Source organism: Janthinobacterium algoris (assembly GCF_051380935.1).
In the GTDB taxonomy this organism is placed as follows: Bacteria; Pseudomonadota; Gammaproteobacteria; order Burkholderiales; family Burkholderiaceae_D; genus Janthinobacterium.
The window spans coordinates 76595-98079 of the sequence record NZ_JBNYXZ010000009.1 but is presented as its reverse complement, the minus strand read 5'-3'; the positions used below and the strand labels follow the sequence as shown (position 1 = coordinate 98079).

The 21485-nt window shown below is 60.2% G+C and carries 25 protein-coding genes; 7 read left to right on the top strand and 18 right to left on the bottom strand.

All coding sequences use genetic code 11. The annotated features are described in order from the left end of the window. Positions 1-8: 8 nt before the first annotated feature. Positions 9-1148: an OmpA family protein gene (locus tag ACQ4W7_RS15055; RefSeq protein ID WP_436531465.1), complete on the top strand. Its 1140-nt coding sequence runs from the start codon at positions 9-11 to the stop codon at positions 1146-1148. Positions 1149-1216: 68 nt separating this feature from the next. Here ACQ4W7_RS15055 and ACQ4W7_RS15050 read toward each other — a convergent pair whose 3' ends face one another. The 11 genes from ACQ4W7_RS15050 to tyrS form a co-directional block, all read right to left on the bottom strand. Next, a complete protein-coding gene (locus ACQ4W7_RS15050) occupies positions 1217-1684 on the bottom strand; it encodes a YaiI/YqxD family protein (RefSeq protein ID WP_436531648.1) in 468 nt (155 codons plus the stop codon). Between the two features lie 32 nt (positions 1685-1716). Continuing rightward, the gene (gene ruvB / locus ACQ4W7_RS15045; protein WP_034749202.1) at positions 1717-2772 is read right to left on the bottom strand and encodes a Holliday junction branch migration DNA helicase RuvB; all 1056 of its coding nucleotides are present in this window, start codon (positions 2770-2772) and stop codon (positions 1717-1719) included. 6 nt (positions 2773-2778) lie between these two features. Beyond that, complete coding sequence (gene ruvA / locus ACQ4W7_RS15040; RefSeq protein WP_436531463.1) at positions 2779-3357, bottom strand: Holliday junction branch migration protein RuvA; 579 nt, start codon at positions 3355-3357, stop codon at positions 2779-2781. A gap of 154 nt (positions 3358-3511) precedes the next feature. Further along, complete coding sequence (gene ruvC / locus ACQ4W7_RS15035; RefSeq protein ID WP_436531461.1) at positions 3512-4051, bottom strand: crossover junction endodeoxyribonuclease RuvC; 540 nt, start codon at positions 4049-4051, stop codon at positions 3512-3514. Positions 4052-4240: 189 nt separating this feature from the next. Continuing rightward, positions 4241-5827, bottom strand: coding sequence for a bifunctional phosphoribosylaminoimidazolecarboxamide formyltransferase/IMP cyclohydrolase (purH, locus tag ACQ4W7_RS15030; protein WP_436531459.1), 1587 nt, complete (start codon positions 5825-5827; stop codon positions 4241-4243). A 105-nt stretch (positions 5828-5932) separates the two neighbouring features. Then, the gene (locus tag ACQ4W7_RS15025; protein WP_008445162.1) at positions 5933-6166 is read right to left on the bottom strand and encodes a helix-turn-helix domain-containing protein; all 234 of its coding nucleotides are present in this window, start codon (positions 6164-6166) and stop codon (positions 5933-5935) included. Between the two features lie 168 nt (positions 6167-6334). Continuing rightward, positions 6335-7387, bottom strand: a complete 1053-nt coding sequence (gene dusB / locus ACQ4W7_RS15020) for a tRNA dihydrouridine synthase DusB (protein WP_436531457.1) — start codon at positions 7385-7387, stop codon at positions 6335-6337. 173 nt (positions 7388-7560) lie between these two features. Beyond that, the gene (locus ACQ4W7_RS15015; protein ID WP_426074653.1) at positions 7561-8205 is read right to left on the bottom strand and encodes a histidine phosphatase family protein; all 645 of its coding nucleotides are present in this window, start codon (positions 8203-8205) and stop codon (positions 7561-7563) included. Between the two features lie 3 nt (positions 8206-8208). Continuing rightward, on the bottom strand, positions 8209-8853 hold the full coding sequence (locus ACQ4W7_RS15010; RefSeq protein WP_436531455.1) for a YbhB/YbcL family Raf kinase inhibitor-like protein: 645 nt from the start codon (positions 8851-8853) through the stop codon (positions 8209-8211). A 25-nt stretch (positions 8854-8878) separates the two neighbouring features. After that, positions 8879-9328, bottom strand: coding sequence for a D-aminoacyl-tRNA deacylase (gene dtd, locus ACQ4W7_RS15005; protein ID WP_436531453.1), 450 nt, complete (start codon positions 9326-9328; stop codon positions 8879-8881). Continuing rightward, positions 9325-10590: a tyrosine--tRNA ligase gene (tyrS, locus tag ACQ4W7_RS15000; protein WP_436531451.1), complete on the bottom strand. Its 1266-nt coding sequence runs from the start codon at positions 10588-10590 to the stop codon at positions 9325-9327. Before tyrS ends, dtd begins: the two co-directional genes overlap by 4 nt. A 154-nt stretch (positions 10591-10744) precedes the next feature. Between tyrS and ACQ4W7_RS14995 the strand changes: the two genes are divergently transcribed. Next, positions 10745-12112, top strand: a complete 1368-nt coding sequence (locus ACQ4W7_RS14995) for a M23 family metallopeptidase (RefSeq protein ID WP_426074649.1) — start codon at positions 10745-10747, stop codon at positions 12110-12112. 148 nt (positions 12113-12260) lie between these two features. Then, on the top strand, positions 12261-13355 hold the full coding sequence (locus tag ACQ4W7_RS14990; RefSeq protein ID WP_436531449.1) for an anhydro-N-acetylmuramic acid kinase: 1095 nt from the start codon (positions 12261-12263) through the stop codon (positions 13353-13355). A gap of 74 nt (positions 13356-13429) precedes the next feature. On the opposite strand, the gene erpA is transcribed toward ACQ4W7_RS14990, so the two are convergent. The 5 genes from erpA to rplM form a co-directional block, all read right to left on the bottom strand. Then, the gene (gene erpA / locus ACQ4W7_RS14985) at positions 13430-13792 is read right to left on the bottom strand and encodes an iron-sulfur cluster insertion protein ErpA (protein ID WP_029496047.1); all 363 of its coding nucleotides are present in this window, start codon (positions 13790-13792) and stop codon (positions 13430-13432) included. A gap of 98 nt (positions 13793-13890) precedes the next feature. Then, positions 13891-14280, bottom strand: a complete 390-nt coding sequence (locus ACQ4W7_RS14980) for a bactofilin family protein (RefSeq protein ID WP_426074647.1) — start codon at positions 14278-14280, stop codon at positions 13891-13893. A 90-nt stretch (positions 14281-14370) separates the two neighbouring features. Further along, complete coding sequence (argC, locus tag ACQ4W7_RS14975; protein ID WP_436531446.1) at positions 14371-15408, bottom strand: N-acetyl-gamma-glutamyl-phosphate reductase; 1038 nt, start codon at positions 15406-15408, stop codon at positions 14371-14373. 179 nt (positions 15409-15587) lie between these two features. Further along, entirely contained in the window at positions 15588-15980 is a 393-nt protein-coding gene (gene rpsI, locus ACQ4W7_RS14970) for a 30S ribosomal protein S9 (protein WP_010393285.1), read from the bottom strand. Between the two features lie 9 nt (positions 15981-15989). Beyond that, positions 15990-16418 carry a 50S ribosomal protein L13 gene (rplM, locus tag ACQ4W7_RS14965; RefSeq protein ID WP_010393282.1) on the bottom strand — a complete coding sequence of 143 codons (429 nt, stop codon included), beginning with the start codon at positions 16416-16418 and terminating at the stop codon, positions 15990-15992. A gap of 225 nt (positions 16419-16643) precedes the next feature. Here rplM and ACQ4W7_RS14960 point away from each other — a divergent pair, with 225 nt between their 5' ends. After that, positions 16644-17066 (top strand): OsmC family protein, encoded by a 423-nt coding sequence (locus ACQ4W7_RS14960; protein ID WP_426074645.1) that lies wholly within the window; start codon positions 16644-16646, stop codon positions 17064-17066. 38 nt (positions 17067-17104) lie between these two features. Here ACQ4W7_RS14960 and coq7 read toward each other — a convergent pair whose 3' ends face one another. Together coq7 and ACQ4W7_RS14950 are read right to left on the bottom strand one after the other, a co-directional pair. Beyond that, on the bottom strand, positions 17105-17749 hold the full coding sequence (gene coq7, locus ACQ4W7_RS14955; RefSeq protein ID WP_426074644.1) for a 2-polyprenyl-3-methyl-6-methoxy-1,4-benzoquinone monooxygenase: 645 nt from the start codon (positions 17747-17749) through the stop codon (positions 17105-17107). Between the two features lie 85 nt (positions 17750-17834). Continuing rightward, the gene (locus ACQ4W7_RS14950) at positions 17835-18266 is read right to left on the bottom strand and encodes a hypothetical protein (RefSeq protein WP_436531444.1); all 432 of its coding nucleotides are present in this window, start codon (positions 18264-18266) and stop codon (positions 17835-17837) included. Positions 18267-18414: 148 nt separating this feature from the next. On the opposite strand from ACQ4W7_RS14950, the gene ACQ4W7_RS14945 reads away from it, so the two are divergent. The 3 genes from ACQ4W7_RS14945 (at position 18415) to ACQ4W7_RS14935 (ending at position 21479) form a co-directional block, all read left to right on the top strand. Then, positions 18415-19194 carry an ABC transporter ATP-binding protein gene (locus ACQ4W7_RS14945; RefSeq protein ID WP_436531442.1) on the top strand — a complete coding sequence of 260 codons (780 nt, stop codon included), beginning with the start codon at positions 18415-18417 and terminating at the stop codon, positions 19192-19194. A 3-nt stretch (positions 19195-19197) separates the two neighbouring features. Continuing rightward, a complete protein-coding gene (locus ACQ4W7_RS14940; RefSeq protein WP_426074641.1) occupies positions 19198-20394 on the top strand; it encodes an ABC transporter permease in 1197 nt (398 codons plus the stop codon). 191 nt (positions 20395-20585) lie between these two features. Beyond that, positions 20586-21479 (top strand): ABC transporter ATP-binding protein, encoded by an 894-nt coding sequence (locus ACQ4W7_RS14935; RefSeq protein WP_035824559.1) that lies wholly within the window; start codon positions 20586-20588, stop codon positions 21477-21479. Positions 21480-21485 lie beyond the last annotated feature (6 nt).

Below are 21485 nucleotides of genomic sequence, written 5' to 3'. Positions count from 1 at the left end.
ACATGACCATGACTATTGCACACACACTGGGCGCCCTGAGCGTGATGACCGGCGCCTTGCTGGCGGCGCAAGCGGCGCAGGCGCAGGACAACACCTTCATCAACCCGGACTGGGCCAACAGCGCCTGGTACCTCGGTGCGGGCGTGGGCCAGTCGCGCGCCACCATCGACGAACCGCGCCTGCGCGCCAGCCTGGCCGCCAACGGTGAAACCGTCACCGGTTTTACCAAGGATCAGCGCGACACCGGCTATAAACTGTTTGTCGGCCGTCAACTGAACCAGTATTTCGCCGTGGAAGGCGGTTACTTTGACTTGGGCAAGTTCGATTTCAAGTCGACCACCAGCGGCAATGGCGTACTCAACGGACAAGCAGCCTTTCGCGGCGTGAACCTGGACTTGCTGGGCCAGCTGCCGCTGTCGCAGCGCCTGTCCTTGCTGGGCCGGGTCGGCATGCATTACACCAAGACCAACACGGAGTTCAGCGGCAACCGCCTGCTGGGCTCGACCAACACGCATGCCAGCGAGCGCAAGCTCAACGCCAAGCTGGGCCTGGGCCTGGAATACAAGTTCAGCGAAGCACTGGCCCTGCGCGGCGAAGTCGAGCGTTATCGCTTGAACGACGCCGTCGGCAACCGCGGCGATGCGGACCTGTATTCCGTCAGCCTGGTCTACAAATTGGGCCGCCCGGCCAGCGCCACGCCCGCCTACCAGCCGGCGCCCGAAGTCGCCCCTGTCGTCGCCATGCCGGCACCCGTCATCGTGGCCGCACCGGCACCTGTCCCCGTGGCGGAAAAAGTGTCGTTTGCTTCGGAAGCATTGTTTGATTTCGATCAATCGACGCTCAAGCCGCAAGGCAAGGCCGCGCTGGACCAGCTACTCGGTCAATTAAGCGGCATGGACTTGGAAGTCATCGTCACGGTCGGTCATACGGATGCCGTCGGTTCCGACGCCTATAACCAGAAACTGTCGCAGCGCCGCGCGGAAGCCGTCAAAGCTTACCTGGTGGCGCAAGGCGTGGAAACGAGCCGCGTCTACACGGAAGGCAAGGGAGAAACGCAGCCCGTGGCCGACAATACGAGTGCCGCCGGGCGCGCCAAGAACCGCCGCGTAACGGTGGAAGTGGTGGGCACGAGAAAAGTCGCGCGTTAAGTTGCATGCGCATAAAAAAACCGGCTTGCGCCGGTTTTTTTTCGTCCACAGTTCTTTTCGTCCACCGCTTATTGCCCTGGCGCCGGCTTGCGGTGATGCTTGCTCAAATGCCTGTCGAGACTGTTGGCAAACTGCTGCCGGTCGGATTGGCTGAAGGCAGCCGGGCCGCCTGTGTCCACGCCACCGCTGCGCAATTCTTCCATGAAGGCGCGCATCGTCAGTTGCTGGGCAATATTATCTTTCGTATAAAACTCGCCGCGCGGATTCAAGGCATAGCCTCCCTTGGTCAGCACGTCGGCGGCCAGCGGAATGTCGCCCGTGATGACGAGGTCGCCAGGATTGAGCAAGCGCACGATTTCCTGGTCGGCCACGTCGGCGCCGGACGGCACTTGCACGGTGCGGATGAAACGCGACGGCGGCACGCGCAAGCCCTGGTTGGCCACCAGAGTGAGCGGTAACTCCAGGCGGTCGGCCACGCGGTACAGAATTTCCTTGATGACCACGGGGCAGGCATCGGCATCGATCCAGATCTGCATGCCCGTGCTCGCGGGCACGCCCTCTACCGCCATCACAGTTCCCACGCTTCGCCGCCGGGGCCCATGCGCGGGGCGCTGACGCCAAAGTGCAAATAGGCGGCCGGCGTGGCCACGCGGCCACGCGGCGTGCGCTGCAAAAAGCCTTGCTGGATCAGGTACGGTTCCAGCACGTCTTCGATGGTATCGGCCGCTTCGCCGATGGCTGCCGCCAAATTACCTATGCCGACGGGGCCGCCGCCGAACTTGAACAGCACGGCTTCCAGCAGCTTGCGGTCCATCACGTCGAAGCCGGCAGAATCGACGTCGAGCATGGCCAGCGCGCGGTCGGCCACCACCTTGGTGATCTCGCCATTGCTTTTGACTTCAGCGAAATCGCGCACGCGGCGCAGCAAGCGGTTGGCGATGCGCGGCGTGCCGCGGGCGCGCTGGGCGATCTCGTGCGCGCCTTCCGGATCGATCGGCGCTTTCAGCAAGGCGGCGCTGCGCGTGACGATCTTGGTCAGCTCGCCCGTGTTATAGAACTCCAGCCGCGCCACGATGCCGAAGCGGTCGCGCAGCGGGTTGGTCAACATGCCGGCGCGCGTGGTGGCGCCGACCAAGGTAAACGGCTGCAAATCGAGCTTCACGGAACGGGCGGCCGGACCTTCGCCGATCATGATATCGATTTGATAATCCTCAAGCGCCGGATACAGAATTTCTTCCACGACGGGCGACAGCCGGTGGATTTCATCGATGAACAGGACGTCGTTCGCTTCCAGGTTCGTCAAAATCGCGGCCAGGTCGCCCGGACGCTCCAGCACGGGACCGGAGGTCTGGCGCAAATTCACGCCCATTTCGCGCGCGATGATGTGCGCCAAGGTCGTCTTGCCCAAGCCCGGCGGGCCGAACAGCAAGGTATGATCGAGCGCTTCCTTGCGCTGGCGCGCGGCCGTGATGAATATCTCGAGCTGGTCGCGGATCTTTTCCTGCCCCACATACTCATCAAGCTGCTTGGGGCGCAAAGCCCGTTCGATGGCTTCTTCGTTATGCGAGATGGGCGCCGCGTCGATGATGCGCTGTTCCGTGAAGCTGTCAGTCTGGATGCTCATGCGTTATCAGCCTTTCGACAGCGCTTTCAGCGCCAGTTTGATGCCATCCGACACGCCGCTGCCAGCCGGCACGTTCTTCACGGCCGCCAGCGCTTCCTTGTCCGAATAGCCGAGCGCTACCAGCGCGTTCAAAACATCCGATTGCGCATCGGGCGCCGCATGCGCACCGCTGGCGCCGATGTCGGCCCCCAGTTTGCCCTTCAATTCCAGCAGCAACCGCTCCGCCGTCTTCTTGCCGATGCCAGGCACTTTCACCAGGCGGCCGGAATCTTGCAGCGTGATCGCTTGCGCCAGGTCGGCTATCGTCATGCCGGACAGGATGGACAGCGCCATGCGCGCACCCACGCCCGTGATCTTGATCAACTGCCGGAACACGGCCCGCTCGGCCGCATTGCCGAAACCAAACAGCAGATGCGCATCTTCACGGATGGCCTGGTGCGTGAACAGCACGACTTTTTCGCCCACATGGGGCAGGTTGTAAAACGTGCTCATTGGCACGTCGACTTCATAGCCGACGCCCTGGCAATCGACCAATAATTGTGGCGGATTCTTTTCAAGCAAAATACCGGAGAGACGGCCTATCATCGCGTGTTCCTAATGAAATTAAATTGTAAACAAAAGCTTGCTGGAGTGTTGCGGCTGTCAGGCCATGTTCAGGGCAAGGCGCACTGCCGCAGACAGTACGAATAGTACGGCAAGGCAGTGCAACGACGCCATGGACGTGGCATGGCAGTCGCAACTATCCGACGAGGCGGCCGCGCTTCATACGCAAGCCCTGCAATTGCGGCGCCAGCGCGCCGAGCATGGCCAGCGCATCAATGCTGTTGGCGTGGCAAATGGCCACGCCCAAGGCATCGGCGGCATCCGTGCCGGGCAAGCCGGGCAGTGACAACAGCCGCGAGACCATATCCTGCACCTGCTCCTTGGCTGCCTTGCCGTGCCCCGTGACGGCCTGTTTCACTTGCAGGGCCGTATATTCGGCCACCGACAGGTCGGCATGCACGAGCGCGCAAATGGCCGCGCCGCGCGCCTGGCCCAGCAGAAGGGTCGATTGGGGATTGACGTTGACAAACACTTTTTCAATGGCCGCGCAATCGGGCTGGTAGGTGCCGACAATTTCGCTCACGCCCTGCAAGATGATCTTCAGGCGCGGCGGCAATTCCCCTTCGGAACTCGTCTTGACGGTCCCCGAAGCGATATAGCGCAGCTTGTTGCCGTGTTTTTCAATGACCCCAAAGCCGGTGGTGCGCAGGCCAGGATCGATGCCAAGAATAATCATCGCCAGATTCTATAATGAATACGGCAGGCACCGGTGAATAACCGGTGCCTGCCGTTTGCACACCTTTCAAGAAGGTGGGATAAACCGTAGCGAGCGGCGATGCGGCGTGGCCGAGAAACGCAACTGTGCTAGAGCACAGTGAGCATCGCAGGCCGCGCCCCGCGCCGCGCCGTAGTTTAGACCGCCTTCTTAATGACGGAAGTGACGCGTTCCTGTGTAGAGCATCACGACGCCGCGCTCGTCCGCCGCATCGATCACTTCCTGGTCGCGCATGGAGCCGCCCGGGTGGATGACGCAGGTCGCGCCTGCGTCGACGACCACGTCGAGGCCGTCGCGGAAGGGGAAGAAGGCGTCCGACGCCACCACGGAACCGGTCAGCGACAGGCCGGCATTTTGCGCCTTGATGGAAGCGATACGGGCCGAGTCGATACGGCTCATCTGGCCAGCGCCCACGCCCAGGGTCATGTTATTGCCGCAGAAGACGATGGCGTTCGACTTGACGAATTTTGCCACTTTCCAGGCGAACATCAGGTCGGCCAGTTGCTGCGGCGTTGGCTGCAGCTTGCTGACCACGCGCAAGTCGCCGATGCCGACGTTTTTCGCATCCGGTGATTGCACCAGCAAGCCGCCACCCACGCGCTTGAAGTCCATCGCGTGCACACCCGAGCCCAGTGGGATTTCCAGCATGCGCACGTTTTGCTTGCTCGACAGAATCTGTTTCGCTTCCGCGGAGAACGATGGGGCGATCAGCACTTCGACGAACAGCTTGGCGATTTCGCCGGCGGTGGCGCCGTCGAGTTCCGTGTTGAAGGCGATAATGCCGCCAAACGCGGAAGTCGGGTCCGTCTGCAGGGCACGCGCATACGCTTCGGCCGCATTCTTGCCCAGGGCGACGCCGCATGGGTTCGCGTGCTTGACGATCACGCAGGCGGCGCTTTGCCCGAAGCCGCCCAGGCTCTTCACGCATTCCCAGGCTGCATCGGCGTCGGCGATGTTGTTGTACGACAATTCCTTGCCTTGCAGCTGGCGGTAGTTGGCCAGCGCGCCATCGGTGACGGCCAGGTCGCGGTAGAAGGCGGCGCTCTGGTGCGGGTTTTCACCGTAACGCATGTCTTGCACTTTCTCAAATGCAACGTTCAGGATTTGCGGATAGGCACCGCGCTCGGCGTGCACTTTCGTCGGGCCCAGGCTGGTCAGGTAGTTGGTGATGGCGCCATCGTATTGCGCCGTGTGCGCAAAGACTTTTTTCGCCAGCATGAACTTGGTGTCGTAGCTCACGTCGCCTGCCTTGCCGTCGGCCGAGCGCAGCTCCGCCAGCACGGCGTCGTAGTCGGTCGGATCGCAGATGACGACCACGTCCTTGTGGTTCTTGGCCGCCGAACGCAGCATGGTCGGGCCGCCGATATCGATGTTTTCGATCGCGTCTTCCAGCGTGCAATCGGCCTTGGCGACCGTGCCCTGGAACGGATACAGGTTGACCACCACCATGTCGATGGTCGGCATGTCGTGCTCGACCAGTTTCGACATGTGTTCAGGGAAATCGCGGCGCGCCAGGATACCGCCATGCACTTTCGGGTGCAGGGTCTTCACACGGCCATCGAGCATCTCCGGGAAACCCGTGTAATCGGCAACTTCCGTGACGGGAACACCGTTGTCTGCCAGCAATTTGGCGGTGCCGCCGGTGGACAGGAGGTTAACGCCGAGTGCGGACAGGGCGCGGGCGAATTCGAGAACGCCGGTCTTGTCGGAAACGGAGAGGAGAGCTTGTTTGATCATGGCTGTGGCTAGGTGGTTAAGTGTTCTTGGCGAATGGCGCAGTTCAGTCCTCAGGCGAAGACTGCTGCGGCGGATTCAAATCTTGGCGTCACTTGCATGCCGGCATTACAGCAAACCGTGCTCCTGCAATTTCTTGCGCAGGGTATTGCGGTTGATGCCCAGCATCTGCGCGGCGTGCGACTGGTTGCCATCGGCGCGTGTCATCACGACTTCCAGGATGGGCTTTTCCACGGTCAGCACAACCATGTCATAGATATTCGATGCTTGCTGTTCGCCCAGGTCATTGAAGTAATCTTCTAGACTTTTCTGTACGACTTCCTGAATGCTTTCTTTGCTCATTTGTATGCTTCAACCGGCTGAACACCTGACAATCCGCTGCCGCGCCGCTCATGCGGTCCGCGTGCTGCCGTCTTGTTTCGGTGTTGTAATTAATATTGCATGACGCTCTGTATAGGCGCTCGCCCTTGTACTGCTGGTAACTGATTTACCCTGCTTGTTGCTATCTGCTCATGCTGCCGTGGCCGTAAGTTTGATCACATCGAGCAGGCCACTTTCACTGGATTCGGAGAGGCAGTATTGTAACCGTTCGCCAAATTTCCATTGCGACTCAAAAAATTGATCGACGGCCAGCAATTGCGCATCCGTCGACTCCAGCAAGTTCATTTGCTGTCGGAACGCTTCGCCGCCGTCCAGGTCTTTCACATACCAGCCGATGTGCTTGCGCGCCGTGCGCACGCCCAGGAATTCACCGTAAAACGCGTAATGGGCACGCAAATGTTCGTCCATCAAGGTGCGCACCTCATCCACGTAGGGCGCCGGCAACAAGGTGCCGGTGCGCAGGAAATGATCGATCTCGCGGCAAATCCACGGCCGGCCCTGCGCCGCGCGGCCGATCATGACGGCATCGGCGCCCGTTTGATCGAGCACAAAGCGGGCCTTTTCCGGGCTGCTAATGTCGCCATTGGCCACCACGGGGATGCCCACCGACGCTTTCACGGCGGCAATGGTTTCATATTCGGCATCGCCCTTGTAGCCATCGGCGCGCGTGCGGCCGTGCAAGGTCAGCATCTGGATGCCGGCTTGCTCGGCGATGCGGGCAATGGTCAGGGCATTCTTGTTTTCGCGGTTCCAGCCCGTGCGGAATTTCAGGGTGACGGGCACGTCAACGGCGTTGACGACGGCGTGCAAGATCTTTTCGACCAAGGCTTCGTTTTGTAACAAGGCCGAACCGCACCAGCTGTTGCACACCTTCTTCACGGGGCAACCCATGTTGATGTCGATGATCTGCGCGCCCCGGTCCACGTTGAACTTGGCGCAATCGGCCAGGTCTTGCGGATCGGCACCGGCGATTTGCACGGCTTTCGGCTCCATTTCGCCTTCATGGTCCGTGCGGCGCGCGCTTTTTTCCGTCGCCCACAGGCGCGGATTCGACGCCGCCATCTCCGACACGGCATAGCCGGCACCCAGCTGCTTGCACAACTGGCGGAAAGGCCGATCCGTCACGCCCGCCATGGGAGCGACGAAAACGTTGTTGCGCAGAATGTGAGGGCCGATTTGCACTGAAGAACCTGGAATGGACGGGGGAACCTGCTATTTTAACCGATTCCCTGCCTATTTAATAAGCACTATTTTTTTGTTTCAATGCGCTAGAGTGGGCGCCACGCTTGTGCAGCACAGCAAAATGGGGGACCGGCCAGCCGGTCCGGCGGGCCGCCCCCCTGTTCACCCAACTTTTAGCCCAGCTCGTCCATTGCAGGCGCGCTCAGGTGTTCGATATTTCCCCAGTGCACTAAATGCAGCTTGCCGTCCGCATACGAAAAACGGTTGACGCTGGCATTTTTGACCTGGAAGTCGCGCGGGCTGTCGAGCGTCATGCCGACCGCTTCGCGGTAGGCGCATTCAAGCACGCCACCGTGGGCCACGATGGCAATCGTCTGGCCGTCATATTGTTCGGCCCAACGGGCGATGGCGACGTTCGCGCGCGCATAGAACTGGCGAAAACTCTCGGCCTGACGCTCGCCTGCCGGCATCACGGCATCGATCTGCCGCGATTGCCATTGCGCATACTCATGCGGATAGCGGGCGGCAATGTCGGCATACAGCAAGCCTTCGAAGGCGCCATAGCAGCGCTCGCGCAGCAAGGGGTCCGTCTGCACGGGCAAGTCTTTCACGTCGGCCACGGCTTGCGCCGTCTGCTGCGCGCGCTGCAAATCGCTGGCAATGATGGCGGCCAGCGGTGCGTCCGCCAGCGCCTGTCCCAGCGCGGCCGCTTGCGCCAGGCCCGCCTCGTTCAGGGCGATGTCGATATGCCCCTGCAGGCGGCGGCCCGCATTCCAGGCCGTTTCGCCATGGCGTATCAGTAAAATCGTGGTGCTCATGCTTTATTTCTTCAGGGTAAGTGCCAGCTCGGGGTTGAGCGAGTAGGCAACGACGAGCTGGGCTTCGTCGAGGATGTGGCCGTACATGGCGGCATGCGCTTGCTGCCCCGTAAAACGCTCGGACAAGGCCAGGCGCGGCACGTCGAGCGCATACAGGCGAAAAATATAATGGTGGATACGCTCGTCATTCCACGGCGGGCACGGACCATCATAGCCGTAATAATCGCCGGCCATGTCAGGATCGCCGGCAAACCAGCCCGTGTAGTCGTTGATGCCCTGGCGCAATTGCAGCCCAGTACCAGTGCCGGCAACCTTGCCGCGCGGCGTGATGCCACTGGAAAATTCACCGGCGGCAATAACCCGCATGGCGGGCGGCAAGTCGAGCAAGCTCCAGTGATAAAAGTCACCGCGCGGCGCCGTCAGCGGCAGAGCCTGGTCCTCGCGGTTGGCCAGGCTCGCATCTTGCGGCGCATCAGGGTCAATGCAGAACAGGGCCAGCGACTCGGTGCCATTCGGCACCTCGTCCCAGGCCAGATGGGGATTACGGTTGCCGGCAAGGCGCACGCGGCTGACCGGATCGAGCTCGGCAAACGCATATTCGGCCGGTATCAAGCCGCCATCACGAAACGTCTCGCTCCACAATTTCATCGCTTGCTCCTCTTTATCGTTTTATCTATTGCTTTGCGTTCACTTGCAGCCAGAACGTGACGGGGCCGTCATTGGTGAGGGACACCTGCATGTCGGCGCCGAACTGCCCCGTTTGCACGGTCGCATGGCGGTGGCGCGCCTGTTCCACGAAATGCGTGAACAGGCGCAAGCCATCCTGCGGCGAGGCCGCCGGCGTGAACGACGGGCGCGTGCCGGACTTGGTGTCGGCCGCCAGGGTGAACTGGGGCACCAGCAACAAGCCGCCAGCCACGTCCGTCACGCTGCGGTTCATCTTGCCCGCCTCGTCGGCAAAGACGCGATAGCCGAGCAATTTGCTCAGCAAGGCGTCCGCTTCCTTCTCCGTATCGCCCCGCTCGGCGCACACGAGCACCATCAGGCCGGCGTCAATGGCGCCGATGGTCGCACCATCGACATCGACTTTCGCCTGCGTAACGCGTTGCAGCAGCGCGATCATGCCGTCAGGGTGACGCGCGCAAATTTGCGCTTGCCAACTTGCAACACGAATTCGCCTGCCGCCACTTGCAGCGCCTTGTCGCTGATAACGGTGCCGTCGATGCGCACGCCGCCTTGCTCGATCATGCGCATGGCTTCCGACGTGGATGGGCACAGGCCCGCCTGCTTGAGCAATTGCGGGATGCCCAGCGGCGCGCCAGCCAGGCTGACTTCGGGAATGTCATCGGGAATGCCGCCCTTCGAACGGTTGACGAAGTCGGCCAGCGCATCTTCCGCTGCCTGCTGCGAATGGAAACGGGCGACGATTTCTTGCGCTAGAGCAACCTTGGCATCGCGCGGATTGCGCCCGCCCTCCACTTCGCTCTTCAGCTGCGCCAGTTCGGCGATCGAGCGCCACGACAGCAACTCGTAGTAGCGCCACATCATGACGTCGGAAATGCTCATCAGCTTGGCGAACATGGTGTTGCCCGGTTCCGTGATGCCGATGTAGTTATTCTTCGACTTGGACATTTTTTCCACGCCGTCCAAACCTTCCAGCAGCGGCATGGTCAAAATACACTGCTGCTCCTGTCCGTACTGCTTTTGCAATTCGCGGCCCACCAGCAGGTTGAACTTCTGGTCCGTGCCGCCCAGTTCCAGGTCCGATTTCAGGGCCACCGAATCGTAGCCCTGCATCAGCGGATACAGGAATTCATGCACGGAAATAGGAATGCCGCCCTGGAAGCGCTTGGTGAAATCGTCGCGCTCGATCATGCGCGCCACCGTGTAGTGGGAAGCGAGCTGGATGATGCCGCGCGCGCCCAGCGGATCACACCACTCGGAGTTATAGCGGATTTCGGTCTTGCTGGCATCCAGCACTAAAGATGCTTGCGCGAAATACGTCATCGCGTTAATCTCGATCTGTTCCTTGGTCAAAGGCGGGCGCGTGACGTTGCGGCCCGAAGGGTCGCCGATCATCGACGTGAAGTCGCCAATGAGGAAAATGACTTGATGGCCCAGGTTTTGCAACTGACGCATTTTGTTCAGCACAACAGTGTGGCCCAGATGCAAGTCGGGTGCAGTCGGGTCCAGGCCCAGTTTGATGCGCAGTGGAACACCGGTTTTCTCGGAACGTGCTAATTTTTGCGCAAATTCGCTTTCGATCAAGAGTTCGTCGACGCCACGCTTGGTAATCGCGAGGGCTTCTTGTACTCTGTCCGACAGCGGAAGTGCGGTCTGAGCGGCGTTAGCCTTTACAGGCGATGCGGTGGTGTTGATTTCCATAAAATTTGACTGTAGATCTCAAAATGGTAGTAGGTTTGCGGAGTTTGCTATAATGCTCGATCCCATCAATCTTGCCGTATGAAAACGAACCAAAATAACAATAACAAAGAGCATTAGTTCAGGTCACGTTCAAGGGCAAATTTTAACTGATTGCATGAACCCTATACATAAAATCACAGGCTCACGCTTGTACACGCAGCTGACGACGACACGCAAGGCACGCATTATTAGCGTGTCGGCAGTGTTGCTCGCCGTTACCGCCTTCGGCGCTGTCGCTGTGTCTCCCATGGCGCCCGACGCATCCGACATGCCGGTCACGTCCATCGCCCAGAACCTGGAAATGCCGGATCTCGCCTCGCAAATTTCCGCGATGGAACAGGTAGACCAGAATTTCACCCACGAAGAAAAAGTCCGCGCTGGCGATACCCTCGCCACCCTGCTGACCCGTCTCGGCGTGGATGATCCAGCGGCCGCCAATTTCATCAAGACCGACAAGATTGCGCGCGGCGTGATGTTGCTCAAATCGGGCAAGCGCGTGCAAGCGCAAACGTCCGAAAACGGCGACCTCAACTGGATGCGCGCCACCCTCGTCGACGGCAGCGACAAATCGGTCAAGAACATCCTGATCACCCGCAAGGGCGACAAGTTCGTGGCCACGGAAGTGGCAGCCCAGCTGGAACGCCGCGTTGAAATGCACGCGCGCAAGATTACTTCCACCCTGTTCGCCGCCACCGACTCCAGCCTGGACGGCACCCGCCTGCCCGACTCGATTTCCGCGCAAATCGTGGAAATGTTCTCGACCAATATCGACTTCCGCTCCGACCTGAAACGCGGCGACTCGTTCAATGTCGTCTACGAAACATTCTGGCAAGATGGCGAATTCGTCCGAGCGGGCCGCATCCTGGCCGGTGAATTCACCAACCGCGGCACGACTTATCAGTCCGTTTGGTTCGAAGACCCAGCCAGCAAACAAGGCGGCGGTTACTACAGTTTTGACGGCAAGTCCCTCAAAAAAGCCTTCCTGAAATCCCCCCTCGAATTCTCCCGCATCTCGTCCGGCTTCTCCATGCGCGTGCACCCGATTTCCGGCAACTGGAAAGCACACAAGGGCATCGATTTTGCTGCTGCAACGGGCACGCCTATCCGCGCCTCGGGCGACGGCGTGGTCGATACCGTCGGTAGTCAAAATGGCTACGGCAATGTTGTTGTCCTGAAACACTGGGCCAACTACACCACCGCCTACGCCCACATGAGCCGCTTCGCTTCCGGCTTGAAAAAAGGTCAAAAAGTCAGCCAGGGTGATGTGATCGGCTATGTCGGCACCACCGGCTGGTCCACGGGCGCCCATTTGCACTATGAATTCCGCGTCGGCGGCGTGGCACAAGACCCAAGCAAACTGAACGTCCAAGCCCAGGCGCCGCTGACGGCCGCCGAGCTGAGCCGCTTCCGCATGGTGTCGAACGACATGATGCACCGCTTCACCCTGCTGCGTCCGAACGACACGGCACTGGCGTCGCGTTAAACGAGACTGCGACACTGCAACACTGCCTTCGGGCAACAGGCACCGCCCATGTAGATGGCCGGTGCCTTTGTTTTTTCCCGCGCGCTTTTGCGTACGGCACAAATGCGGCACAATGCACCTCATCACTTACGCATTCAAGGAAACACCCATGCTGTATATCGGTTTGATGTCGGGCACCAGCCTGGACGGCGTCGACGGCGCCTTGGTCGATTTTTCCGACGATGGCAGCGTGCGTAGCCTGGGCGACGCCTATATTGCCTTTCCCGCCAGCCTGCGCGCCGACCTGATGGCATTGCAAAGTGCCGGCCAGAATGAAATCGAACGCGAAGCGCTGGCGGCCAATCAACTCGTGCGCCATTACGCCGACTGCGTCACCATGCTATTGAGCAACGCGGGCATAGTCGCGGACGCCATCGTTGCCATCGGTGCGCATGGCCAGACCATCCGCCACCGCCCCGAACTGGGCTTTACGCGCCAGTTGAACAACCCTGCCCTGCTGGCCGAACTGACGGGCATCGATGTCATCGCCGACTTGCGCAGCCGCGACGTGGCGGCCGGCGGCCAAGGCGCACCGCTGGTGCCGGCCTTCCATCAAGCCATTTTCAATCTCCCCGGCCACACCCGTGTGCTGGCCAATATCGGCGGCATCAGCAATATCAGCGTGCTGCATGCGGACGGCACGGTAACGGGCTACGACACGGGGCCCGGCAATGCGCTGATGGATGGCTGGGTCTTGCAGCACCAGGGCCAGCCGTACGACGCCAACGGCGCCTGGGCCGCCACGGGCAAGGTTATCCCCGCCCTGCTGACAGAATTGCTCGATGATCCGTATTTTGACTTGCCGGCGCCGAAAAGCACGGGGCGCGACCTGTTCCATGCCGACTGGCTGCAAGGCAAGCTGGCCAGGTATCCAGCAGCCCGGCCGGCCGACGTGCAAGCGACCCTGACGCAACTGACGGCCGCCAGCCTGGCGCGCGCCATCGCGCGCGACGGCGCACAGGCGGAAACGGTGTATGTATGTGGTGGCGGCGCGCAAAACGCCAGCCTGATGGCGGCGCTGGCGCGCGAATTGCCGGGCATGGCGGTGGAGTCTACCGAAGCGCTGGGCGTGGCGCCCAGCCAGGTCGAGGCGCTGGCGTTTGCCTGGCTGGCTTGCCGTTTTACGCAGCGCAAGCCAGGCAACTTGCCGGCCGTCACGGGCGCGCAAGGCTTACGAGTACTAGGTGCGCTGTATCCGCGTTGACAAGGAATAACTATTCCAGAAACACAAATAGCGGATCATCGATCCGCTATTTCTTAAACCCGTTCAGTCTGTTATTAGACGGAGAACGAGGAACCGCAACCGCAAGTCGAGGTGGCTGTCGGATTCTTGATCACGAACTGCGCGCCTTCCAGGTCATCCTTGTAATCGATTTCCGCGCCGACCAGATACTGGTAGCTCATGGAATCGATCAACAGCTGGACGCCGTTCTTGACCATGGTGGTGTCATCTTCGTTGACGATTTCGTCGAAGGTGAAGCCATACTGGAAGCCGGAACAGCCGCCACCCTGCACGAAGACGCGCAATTTCAGGTCGGGATTGCCTTCTTCTTCGATCAACTGCGCGACTTTTTCAGCGGCGCTATCGGTAAAGATAATGGGTGAAGGGATCACATCTTGCATTTCAGCGACGGCATTCATATCAGACACTCCTACTAGAAAACATTAACTCATTATAGACTGTTGCCGCAAGTCGCGCTGCGACCGCCGCTGACGCGGCTGGACGGTGTTGTTCCTGCTCACATTTCCGACACGGCCAGGTGCAGCACGGGGTCGGCGCTGTCGTGGCGGCTGAGCTTGCCTTGCACCAATGCGCCGCTGTGCATTTCCAGCACCTTGTAATACACCTCTCCCAGAATGCGGGCTTTCGGCTGGATTTCAAGCATTTCGGACACATACACGGGGCCATTGATCTCGCCGCTGACGACCAGACTGGAGCAGCGCACCTCGCCATCGATGCGGCCCGCCTCGCCCAGCACCACATACGTGGGCTCGCCTGCTTCGCCCGTGACATTGCCGCGCACATGACCATCGATGCGCAAGCCGCCGCAAAACAGCAAGTCGCCCTCGATCCGCGTGGAGGCGCCGATCAGGGTATCGATGGGGTTTTTCGCGTTGCGCTCGAACATGAACGTCATCCTGTCGGGGTAGGTGGCAATCCAATTTATCACAGGTCCGGCAAAAAGGCGTCGGACCTGCACAAGCACGGTTGCCTATTTTTACGGCAGCAGGGCGATGTGTTGCAAACCAGCCGTTTCTTTCAAGCCAAACATCAAGTTCATGCACTGCACAGCCTGGCCCGAGGCGCCCTTGACCAGATTGTCCTGCACCACCAGCACGATGACGGTGTTGCCGCCTTCAGGGCGGTGCAAGGCCAGGCGCAACATGTTCGAACCACGCGTGGAACGCGTTTCCGGATGCGAGCCGAATGGCATCACATCGACGAAAGGCTCATCTTTGTATTGCTCTTCGAACAAGGCTTGCAATTCTTCATTGCTGACATCCTTGTTCAGCTGCGCGTACAGCGTCGAATGCATGCCGCGGATCATCGGCACCAGGTGCGGCGTGAAGGTCAGCGCCACTTTTTCGTCCGTGAAACGCTGCAGTTGCGCCGTCGTTTCCGGCAAGTGGCGGTGACCGGCCACGCCGTAGGCTTTGAAGCTGTCGCTGCTTTCCGAGAACAGGATGCCGATTTCCGCCTTGCGGCCGGCGCCGGACACACCCGACTTGCAGTCGGCGATCAAGCCGCCCGCATGGACCAGGCCGGCCTTGAGCAGCGGATAAAAGCCCAGCTGCATGGTGGTCGGGTAGCAACCGGGGTTGGCGATCAGGCTGGCTTTTTTAATATCTTCACGGTTCAATTCCGGCAAGCCGTACACGGCTTGCTCGATCAGCTCGGGCGCCGTGTGGGGAATCTTGTACCACTGTTCAAACTTGGCCTGGTCTTTCAGGCGGAAGTCGGCGGCCAGGTCGATGACTTTCACGCCGGCGGCCAGCAGGGCTGGTGCTTGCGCCATGGCAACACCGTGTGGCGTGGCAAAGAAGACCACGTCGCACTGCTGCAAATTGGCCTTGTCCGGCGAGGAAAACGCCAGTTTTACGTGGCCACGCAGGGAAGGATACATGTCAGCAACGGGCAAGCCATCTTCCTTGCGCGAGGTAATCGCCGTCAACTCGACATCTGGATGGGTTGCCAGCAAGCGCAGCAATTCCACGCCCGTGTATCCAGTGCCGCCGACGATGCCAACTTTGATCATGTTCTTTCCTTGTGTGTAGATTGCATAAGATTGCATAAAGATAGGGGAAACCCTACCCCTGCTGGTTTTCCGCGTATTTTACAGCGCAACGGCGCATCCCGCTGAAATGCAAAAAAGCCGCAGGACCGAAGTCCAGCGGCTTTTCGACCAGCACCCCGAAAGGTGCTGTAGCGTAGAAATTAACGCTTCGAGAATTGCTTTGCGCGACGTGCTTTGCGCAGACCAACTTTTTTACGCTCGACTTCACGTGCATCGCGGGTAACGAAACCGGCTTTCGCCAGTTCCGGTTTCAACGCTGCATCGTAGTCGATCAGAGCGCGGGTGATGCCGTGACGAACTGCACCAGCCTGGCCCGACTCACCGCCGCCATGGACGTTGACTTTGATGTCGAAACGCTCGACATTGCCGGTCAGTTCCAGTGGTTGACGGATGACCATCAGACCCGTTTCGCGCGAAAAGTATTCGTTTGCTGGTTTGCCGTTAACAACGATCAAGCCTGTGCCAACTTTGATAAAAACCCGAGCCACTGCACTTTTGCGACGGCCGGTTCCATAATTGTAATTACCGATCATGTCAGTTCCTTAGAGAACAAGTGCTTTAGGTTGCTGAGCAGCGTGCGGATGGGAACCTTCCGCGTACACTTTCAGCTTCTTGATCATTGCGTAGCCGAGTGGGCCTTTAGGCAGCATGCCTTTGACCGCTTTCTCAAGCGCGCGACCTGGAAAACGCTGTTGCATTTTCTGGAAGTTGGTTTCGTAGATGCCGCCTGGATAGCCAGAGTGACGGTAGTAAATTTTCTCAGTAGCTTTGGTACCGGTCACACGCAGTTTGCCTGCGTTGATGACGACGATAAAGTCGCCGGTATCGACGTGAGGAGTAAATTCTGGTTTGTGTTTGCCGCGCAGTCGGAGTGCCACTTCGCTGGCAACACGTCCGAGGACTTTGTCCGTCGCGTCAACCACGAACCAATCGCGCTGGACTTCATGTCCTTTAGCGGAAAATGTTTTCATGTTGACTTCCTAATAGATTACACGCTCAAATGGTGGTTCCGCCGATGCTGCTATGCGGACTCTGCCTTATTTACTTTTCCTGAGCGAACGGAAAGCCGACAAGTATAAGCGGCTTTGCCTTGCCGCGTCAAGCCACGATGCAGACCCGCTGCGGGCTGGCGGGCGGCACATGGACAGGCATTCCTCTATTACAATACAAAACGCTTACAATTTTCGGAGAGTACGATGGAATGCAAAGTCAGCTGGAATGGCCCGTCGGGCATGAGTTTTCGGGCAGAAACCGGTTCCGGCCACCTGGTGACCATGGATGGCGCGCCCGATGGCGGCGGCCACAACCTGGCGCCACGCCCCATGGAAATGGTCTTACTGGGCACGGGCGGCTGCACCGCCTATGACGTGGTGCTGATCCTGAAACGCGGGCGCGAAGCCGTCAGTGGCTGCGAAGTGACGCTGAAGGCCGAGCGCGCCGAGACCGACCCGAAAGTGTTTACCAAGATCCACTTCCACTTCACCGTGCGGGGCAAGGCCCTGAAACCGACGGCAGTGGAACGGGCCGTGGCCTTGTCGCATGACAAATATTGCTCGGCATCGATCATGCTGGCCAAGACGGCGGAAATCACGCATTCCTTCGAAATCATCGAGGAATGATCCAAGGCGCTCCACGGAGCGCCTTTTTTATCGCTTGTTTATATGTAGTAAGCCGTTTTCGTCATGACCTTGCCCATGATGCCCATCAACGCCTTGACTGGCGCCGGGGTGTCGATGGCGCCTAATCTCTGGGCGGCGGCGCCATGTTCCACTTCATCGATGGCCATCTGCTTGACGATGGCGCGCGACTTGGCGTCCTGGGGCGGCAATTCTTGCAAGTGGCTGGCCAGGTGCGCTTCCACCTGGCGCTCCGTTTCCACCACAAAACCCAGGCTGCGGCCGTCGCCCATGCGCGCGGCAATGGTGCCCAGCGCAAAGGAACCCGCGTACCACAGTGGATTGAGCAGGCTCAAGCGCGAGCCCAGTTCCGTCAGGCGCTGCGCCGTCCAGGCCAGATGGTCTTCTTCTTCCCGCCCCGCTTCATCGAACTGGGCGCGGATGGCCGGGCTGTGTGCATAGCGCGCCTGCGAGTTGTACAGGGCCTGCGCGCAGACTTCGCCCACGTGGTTGACGCGCATCAAGCCGGCGCTGTGGCGCTGCTCGGCCGCGCTCAGCTCCGCATCGGGCGCGTGCGCAGCCGGCGAGGGACGCGAAGCCGAGGCAACGCCCGCAATGACTCGCAGGGCCTTGTCGGCGCCAACAATCAAACGATCCAGGGGGTCAAAATAACGGTTCGCGGTCATCGTGGCTATTCATGTAAGGGAAAACATGAATTATAGGACGATCAGGGCCAGCCGTCCCCACGCCGCGCGCAGGATGAACGGGGCTTCATTGACCTGTGCGCGCTTTTTCCTGCTCGATCCAATCGACCACGGGGCCGACGGCGTCCAGGCCGGAGAGGTTTTTCGCCACGCCCAGGTTCAGTGAAACCAGGAAAGAAATGCTGTCGACGGGGATGTCCGGGCAATGCTCGGCAAACGCGGCGCGAAAACGCTCCGATTGCAGCACGCGCAAGACTTTCTCGCCGCTCATGAATTGCAGCACGCTGGCGATGCTGTGCCCGCCACCAATCGAGTGATAAATAAAACGGTTGTACCTGGCGTCGATCTGCTTGAAATCGAGGGTTTCTTCCGTCATCAGGCCGGCCAGGTAGTACAAGCCCAGGCTGACGCGGAAGAAACCGATGGCTTCGGCACTGCTCATGCCGGCGCGCGCCACGGCCAGTACCTTGTCCTGCATTGCCTGATCGATCGTTCGCATTGCGCTCTCCCGCGCCGTCCGTCGGCGCCCACCGGGCCAGCTTGCATGAAGATACTGTTTTTTTCAATAGACCAAACGATATTTCCATCTTGCAAGTTACATTTTTTGCATGCTACTCTCGTTCTTCACCGTTGAATGGATGAAACACATGATTGAGGTCAAGCACCTGGCAAAACGTTTCCGCATGCCGTCCCACAAGGGCAAGGGCGTGCACGTCAGCGATCCGCGCGAACATGAGGGCTGGTTTCACGCCGTGCGCGACGTCAGTTTCAGCTGCGCCCCGGGCGAAGTGCTGGGCCTGCTGGGTCCGAATGGCGCCGGCAAGACCACCACCTTGCGCCTGCTGTCGACGGCCCTGCAAGCGGACGCGGGCAGCGCCCTGGTGAACGGCGTCGATGTGCTGCGCCAGCCGCTGGTGGCGCGCCAGAGCATCGGTTTCCTGTCCGGTTCGACGGGGCTGTATGGCCGCCTGACGGCGCGCGAGAACGTCGAGTACTTTGGCCGTCTGCATGGCATGCCGGCCGACAAGCTGAAACGCCGCTGCGACGAGCTGTTTGCCCTGCTGCACATGGAGGAATACGGCGGCAAGCGGGCCGATCAGTTGTCAACGGGCATGAAACAGAAGTGCGCAATCGCCCGCACCGTCGTGCATGAGCCGCAAGTGGTGATCCTCGACGAGCCGACGACGGGCCTGGACGTGATGTCGGCCAAGATCCTGCTCGACTTCATCGCCAGCTACAAGGCGCTGCGCGTGCCGCTGATCTTTTCCACGCACCATCTGCACGAGGTGGAAAAGCTGTGCGACCGCGTCTGCATCATTAACCGCGGCACCACCGCCTTCCATGGCACGGTCAACGAACTGCGCCACCTGGGCGGGAGTGCCGATCTGTACGACGCCTTTGTCAGCGTCATCAACCAGGGAGCTTGAGCCATGTGGACCATTTATCTGAAAGAGTTGCTGGAACTCACGCGCGACCGCAAGACGCTGATCTTCACCATCCTCATCCCCATCTTTGCCATGCCGCTGATCTTTGGCGGCTTCGCTTATGTTTCAAGCAATATGTTCAAGAACGCCAAGACGGCGGAAATGCGCTACACCCTGTTCGGCAAGGACCATTCGCCGGGCTTGAGCGCGCGTTTTGCGCAGCAGCACAACTTGCGCGAAGTGCCGCTGGCCAGCGTGGGGGACATCCGGCGCGCCATCGGCGATGACACCATCAAGTTCGCCGTGGTCATTCCGCCCCATTTTGAAGAGGCGCTGCAGCAACATCAGCAAGCCAAGGTCACCTTGCACTACAACAGCGCCAGCACGGTCGACGTGACCCAGCAGCGGGTGCGCGACATTGTCGAGACCTACAACGCCAGCCTGCGCGAAGGGGCGCTGTCGGCCCTGAACCTGAGTCCGGCCCAGCTGGCCTTTGCCCTGCACCCCATCGTGCTCGACAAGCAATCGACGGCCAACCAGCGCGAGCAGATGGGCGCCATCGTCGGCGGCATGCTGCCCTATTTGCTGCTGATGGTGTGCCTGACGGCGGCCATGTACCCGGCCATCGACCTGGGCGCCGGAGAAAAGGAGCGGGGCACCCTGGAAACCCTGCTGCTGGCGCCCGTGCCGCGCAGCGCCATTGTGCTGGCCAAGTTCCTCGTGCTGTTTACCGTCGGCATGACCTCGGCCGTGCTGATGGTCGGCAGCATGGGCGCCCTGCTGGCCATCTTCGGCAGTTCGCTGGAGGGCAACATGGCCGTCATGGTGCGCAGCATCGGCTTGCCCGACCTGGCCATGGTGACCCTGATGCTGGTGCCGACGGCGGCCATCTTTGCCTCGCTGCTGCTGTCGATCTCGATCTACGCGAAAAGCTACAAGGAAGCGGCCGGCATGATCACGCCATTGATGCTGTTCGTCATCCTGCCTACGGTGGCGGCCATGCTGCCCGGCGTCGAGCTGAACTGGATGTGGGCCATGGTGCCGCTGACCAACGTCTCGCTGGCCATGAAGGAACTGGTGAAAGGCACCATGGATTACCGCATGTTTGGCGTGATTCTGGCCTCGACCACGGTGATTGCGGGAGCCCTGCTGATGCTGTGCCGTTGGTGGTTTAACCGGGAATCGGTCCTGTTCCGTAATTGATAGTCACGCGGCGCGCCAGCGGGGTAAAACAGCCCCCGATATGGCGCGCCGTCCACCCTGTCCATCTGCACTCTGGGCACGCGAAAACGCCGTGTATCGCATGCAACTGCCCAGTACGTCTTAAATTCAATACAATGCCAGCATAGAGTAGCCCTGTAGCATCGGGCAACAACGCATGAATTAGGAGTTGTATGGAATTGCAGATTCGCAAATTGTCGAAGACCTACGCGAATGGCGTGGTGGCGCTGGATAACGTGTCGCTGACGATACCGCCCGGGATGTTTGGCTTGCTGGGCCCGAATGGCGCCGGCAAGTCTACCCTGATGCGCACCCTGGCCACCCTGCAGGAATGCGATTCCGGCTCCATCTTCTTCGGCGACTATGACGTGCTCGACGACAAGGACGAGATCCGCCGCATGCTGGGCTACCTGCCGCAAGATTTCGGCCTGTACCCGAAAGTGACGGCCTACGAGCTGCTCGACCACTTCGCCACCTTGAAAGGGCTGTCGCAGCGGGCGCGCCGGCGCGAAGTCGTTGATGGCCTGTTGCAGCAAACCAACCTGTTCGACGTGCGCCACCAGCGCCTGGGCAGCTTTTCCGGTGGCATGCGCCAGCGCTTCGGCATTGCGCAGGCCCTGCTGGGCGACCCGAAACTGATCATCGTCGACGAGCCGACGGCCGGCCTCGACCCGCAGGAGCGGGTGCGCTTCCACAACTTGCTATCCGACATAGGCGAAGACAAGACGGTGATCCTGTCGACCCACATCGTGTCCGACGTGGCCGACCTGTGCGCCAACATGGCCATCATCAACAAGGGCCATTTGCTGCTGTGCGGCAAGACCCAGGAGCTGATCGACGAAGTCAGCTGCAAGATCTGGGCGCGTTTTGTCGAGAAGAAGGAGCTGGCCAGCTTCCAGCAGCGCCATGCCGTCATTTCCACGCGCTTGCTGTCGGGCCGCACCTTGATTCACGTCTACAGCGACGATGATCCGGGCGACGGCTTCGAGGAAGCCATCGGCGACCTGGAAGACCTGTATTTCGCCACCATTGCCGGGCGCCACCGCGTCGCCCCGCAGTGCGACTGAGGGGCC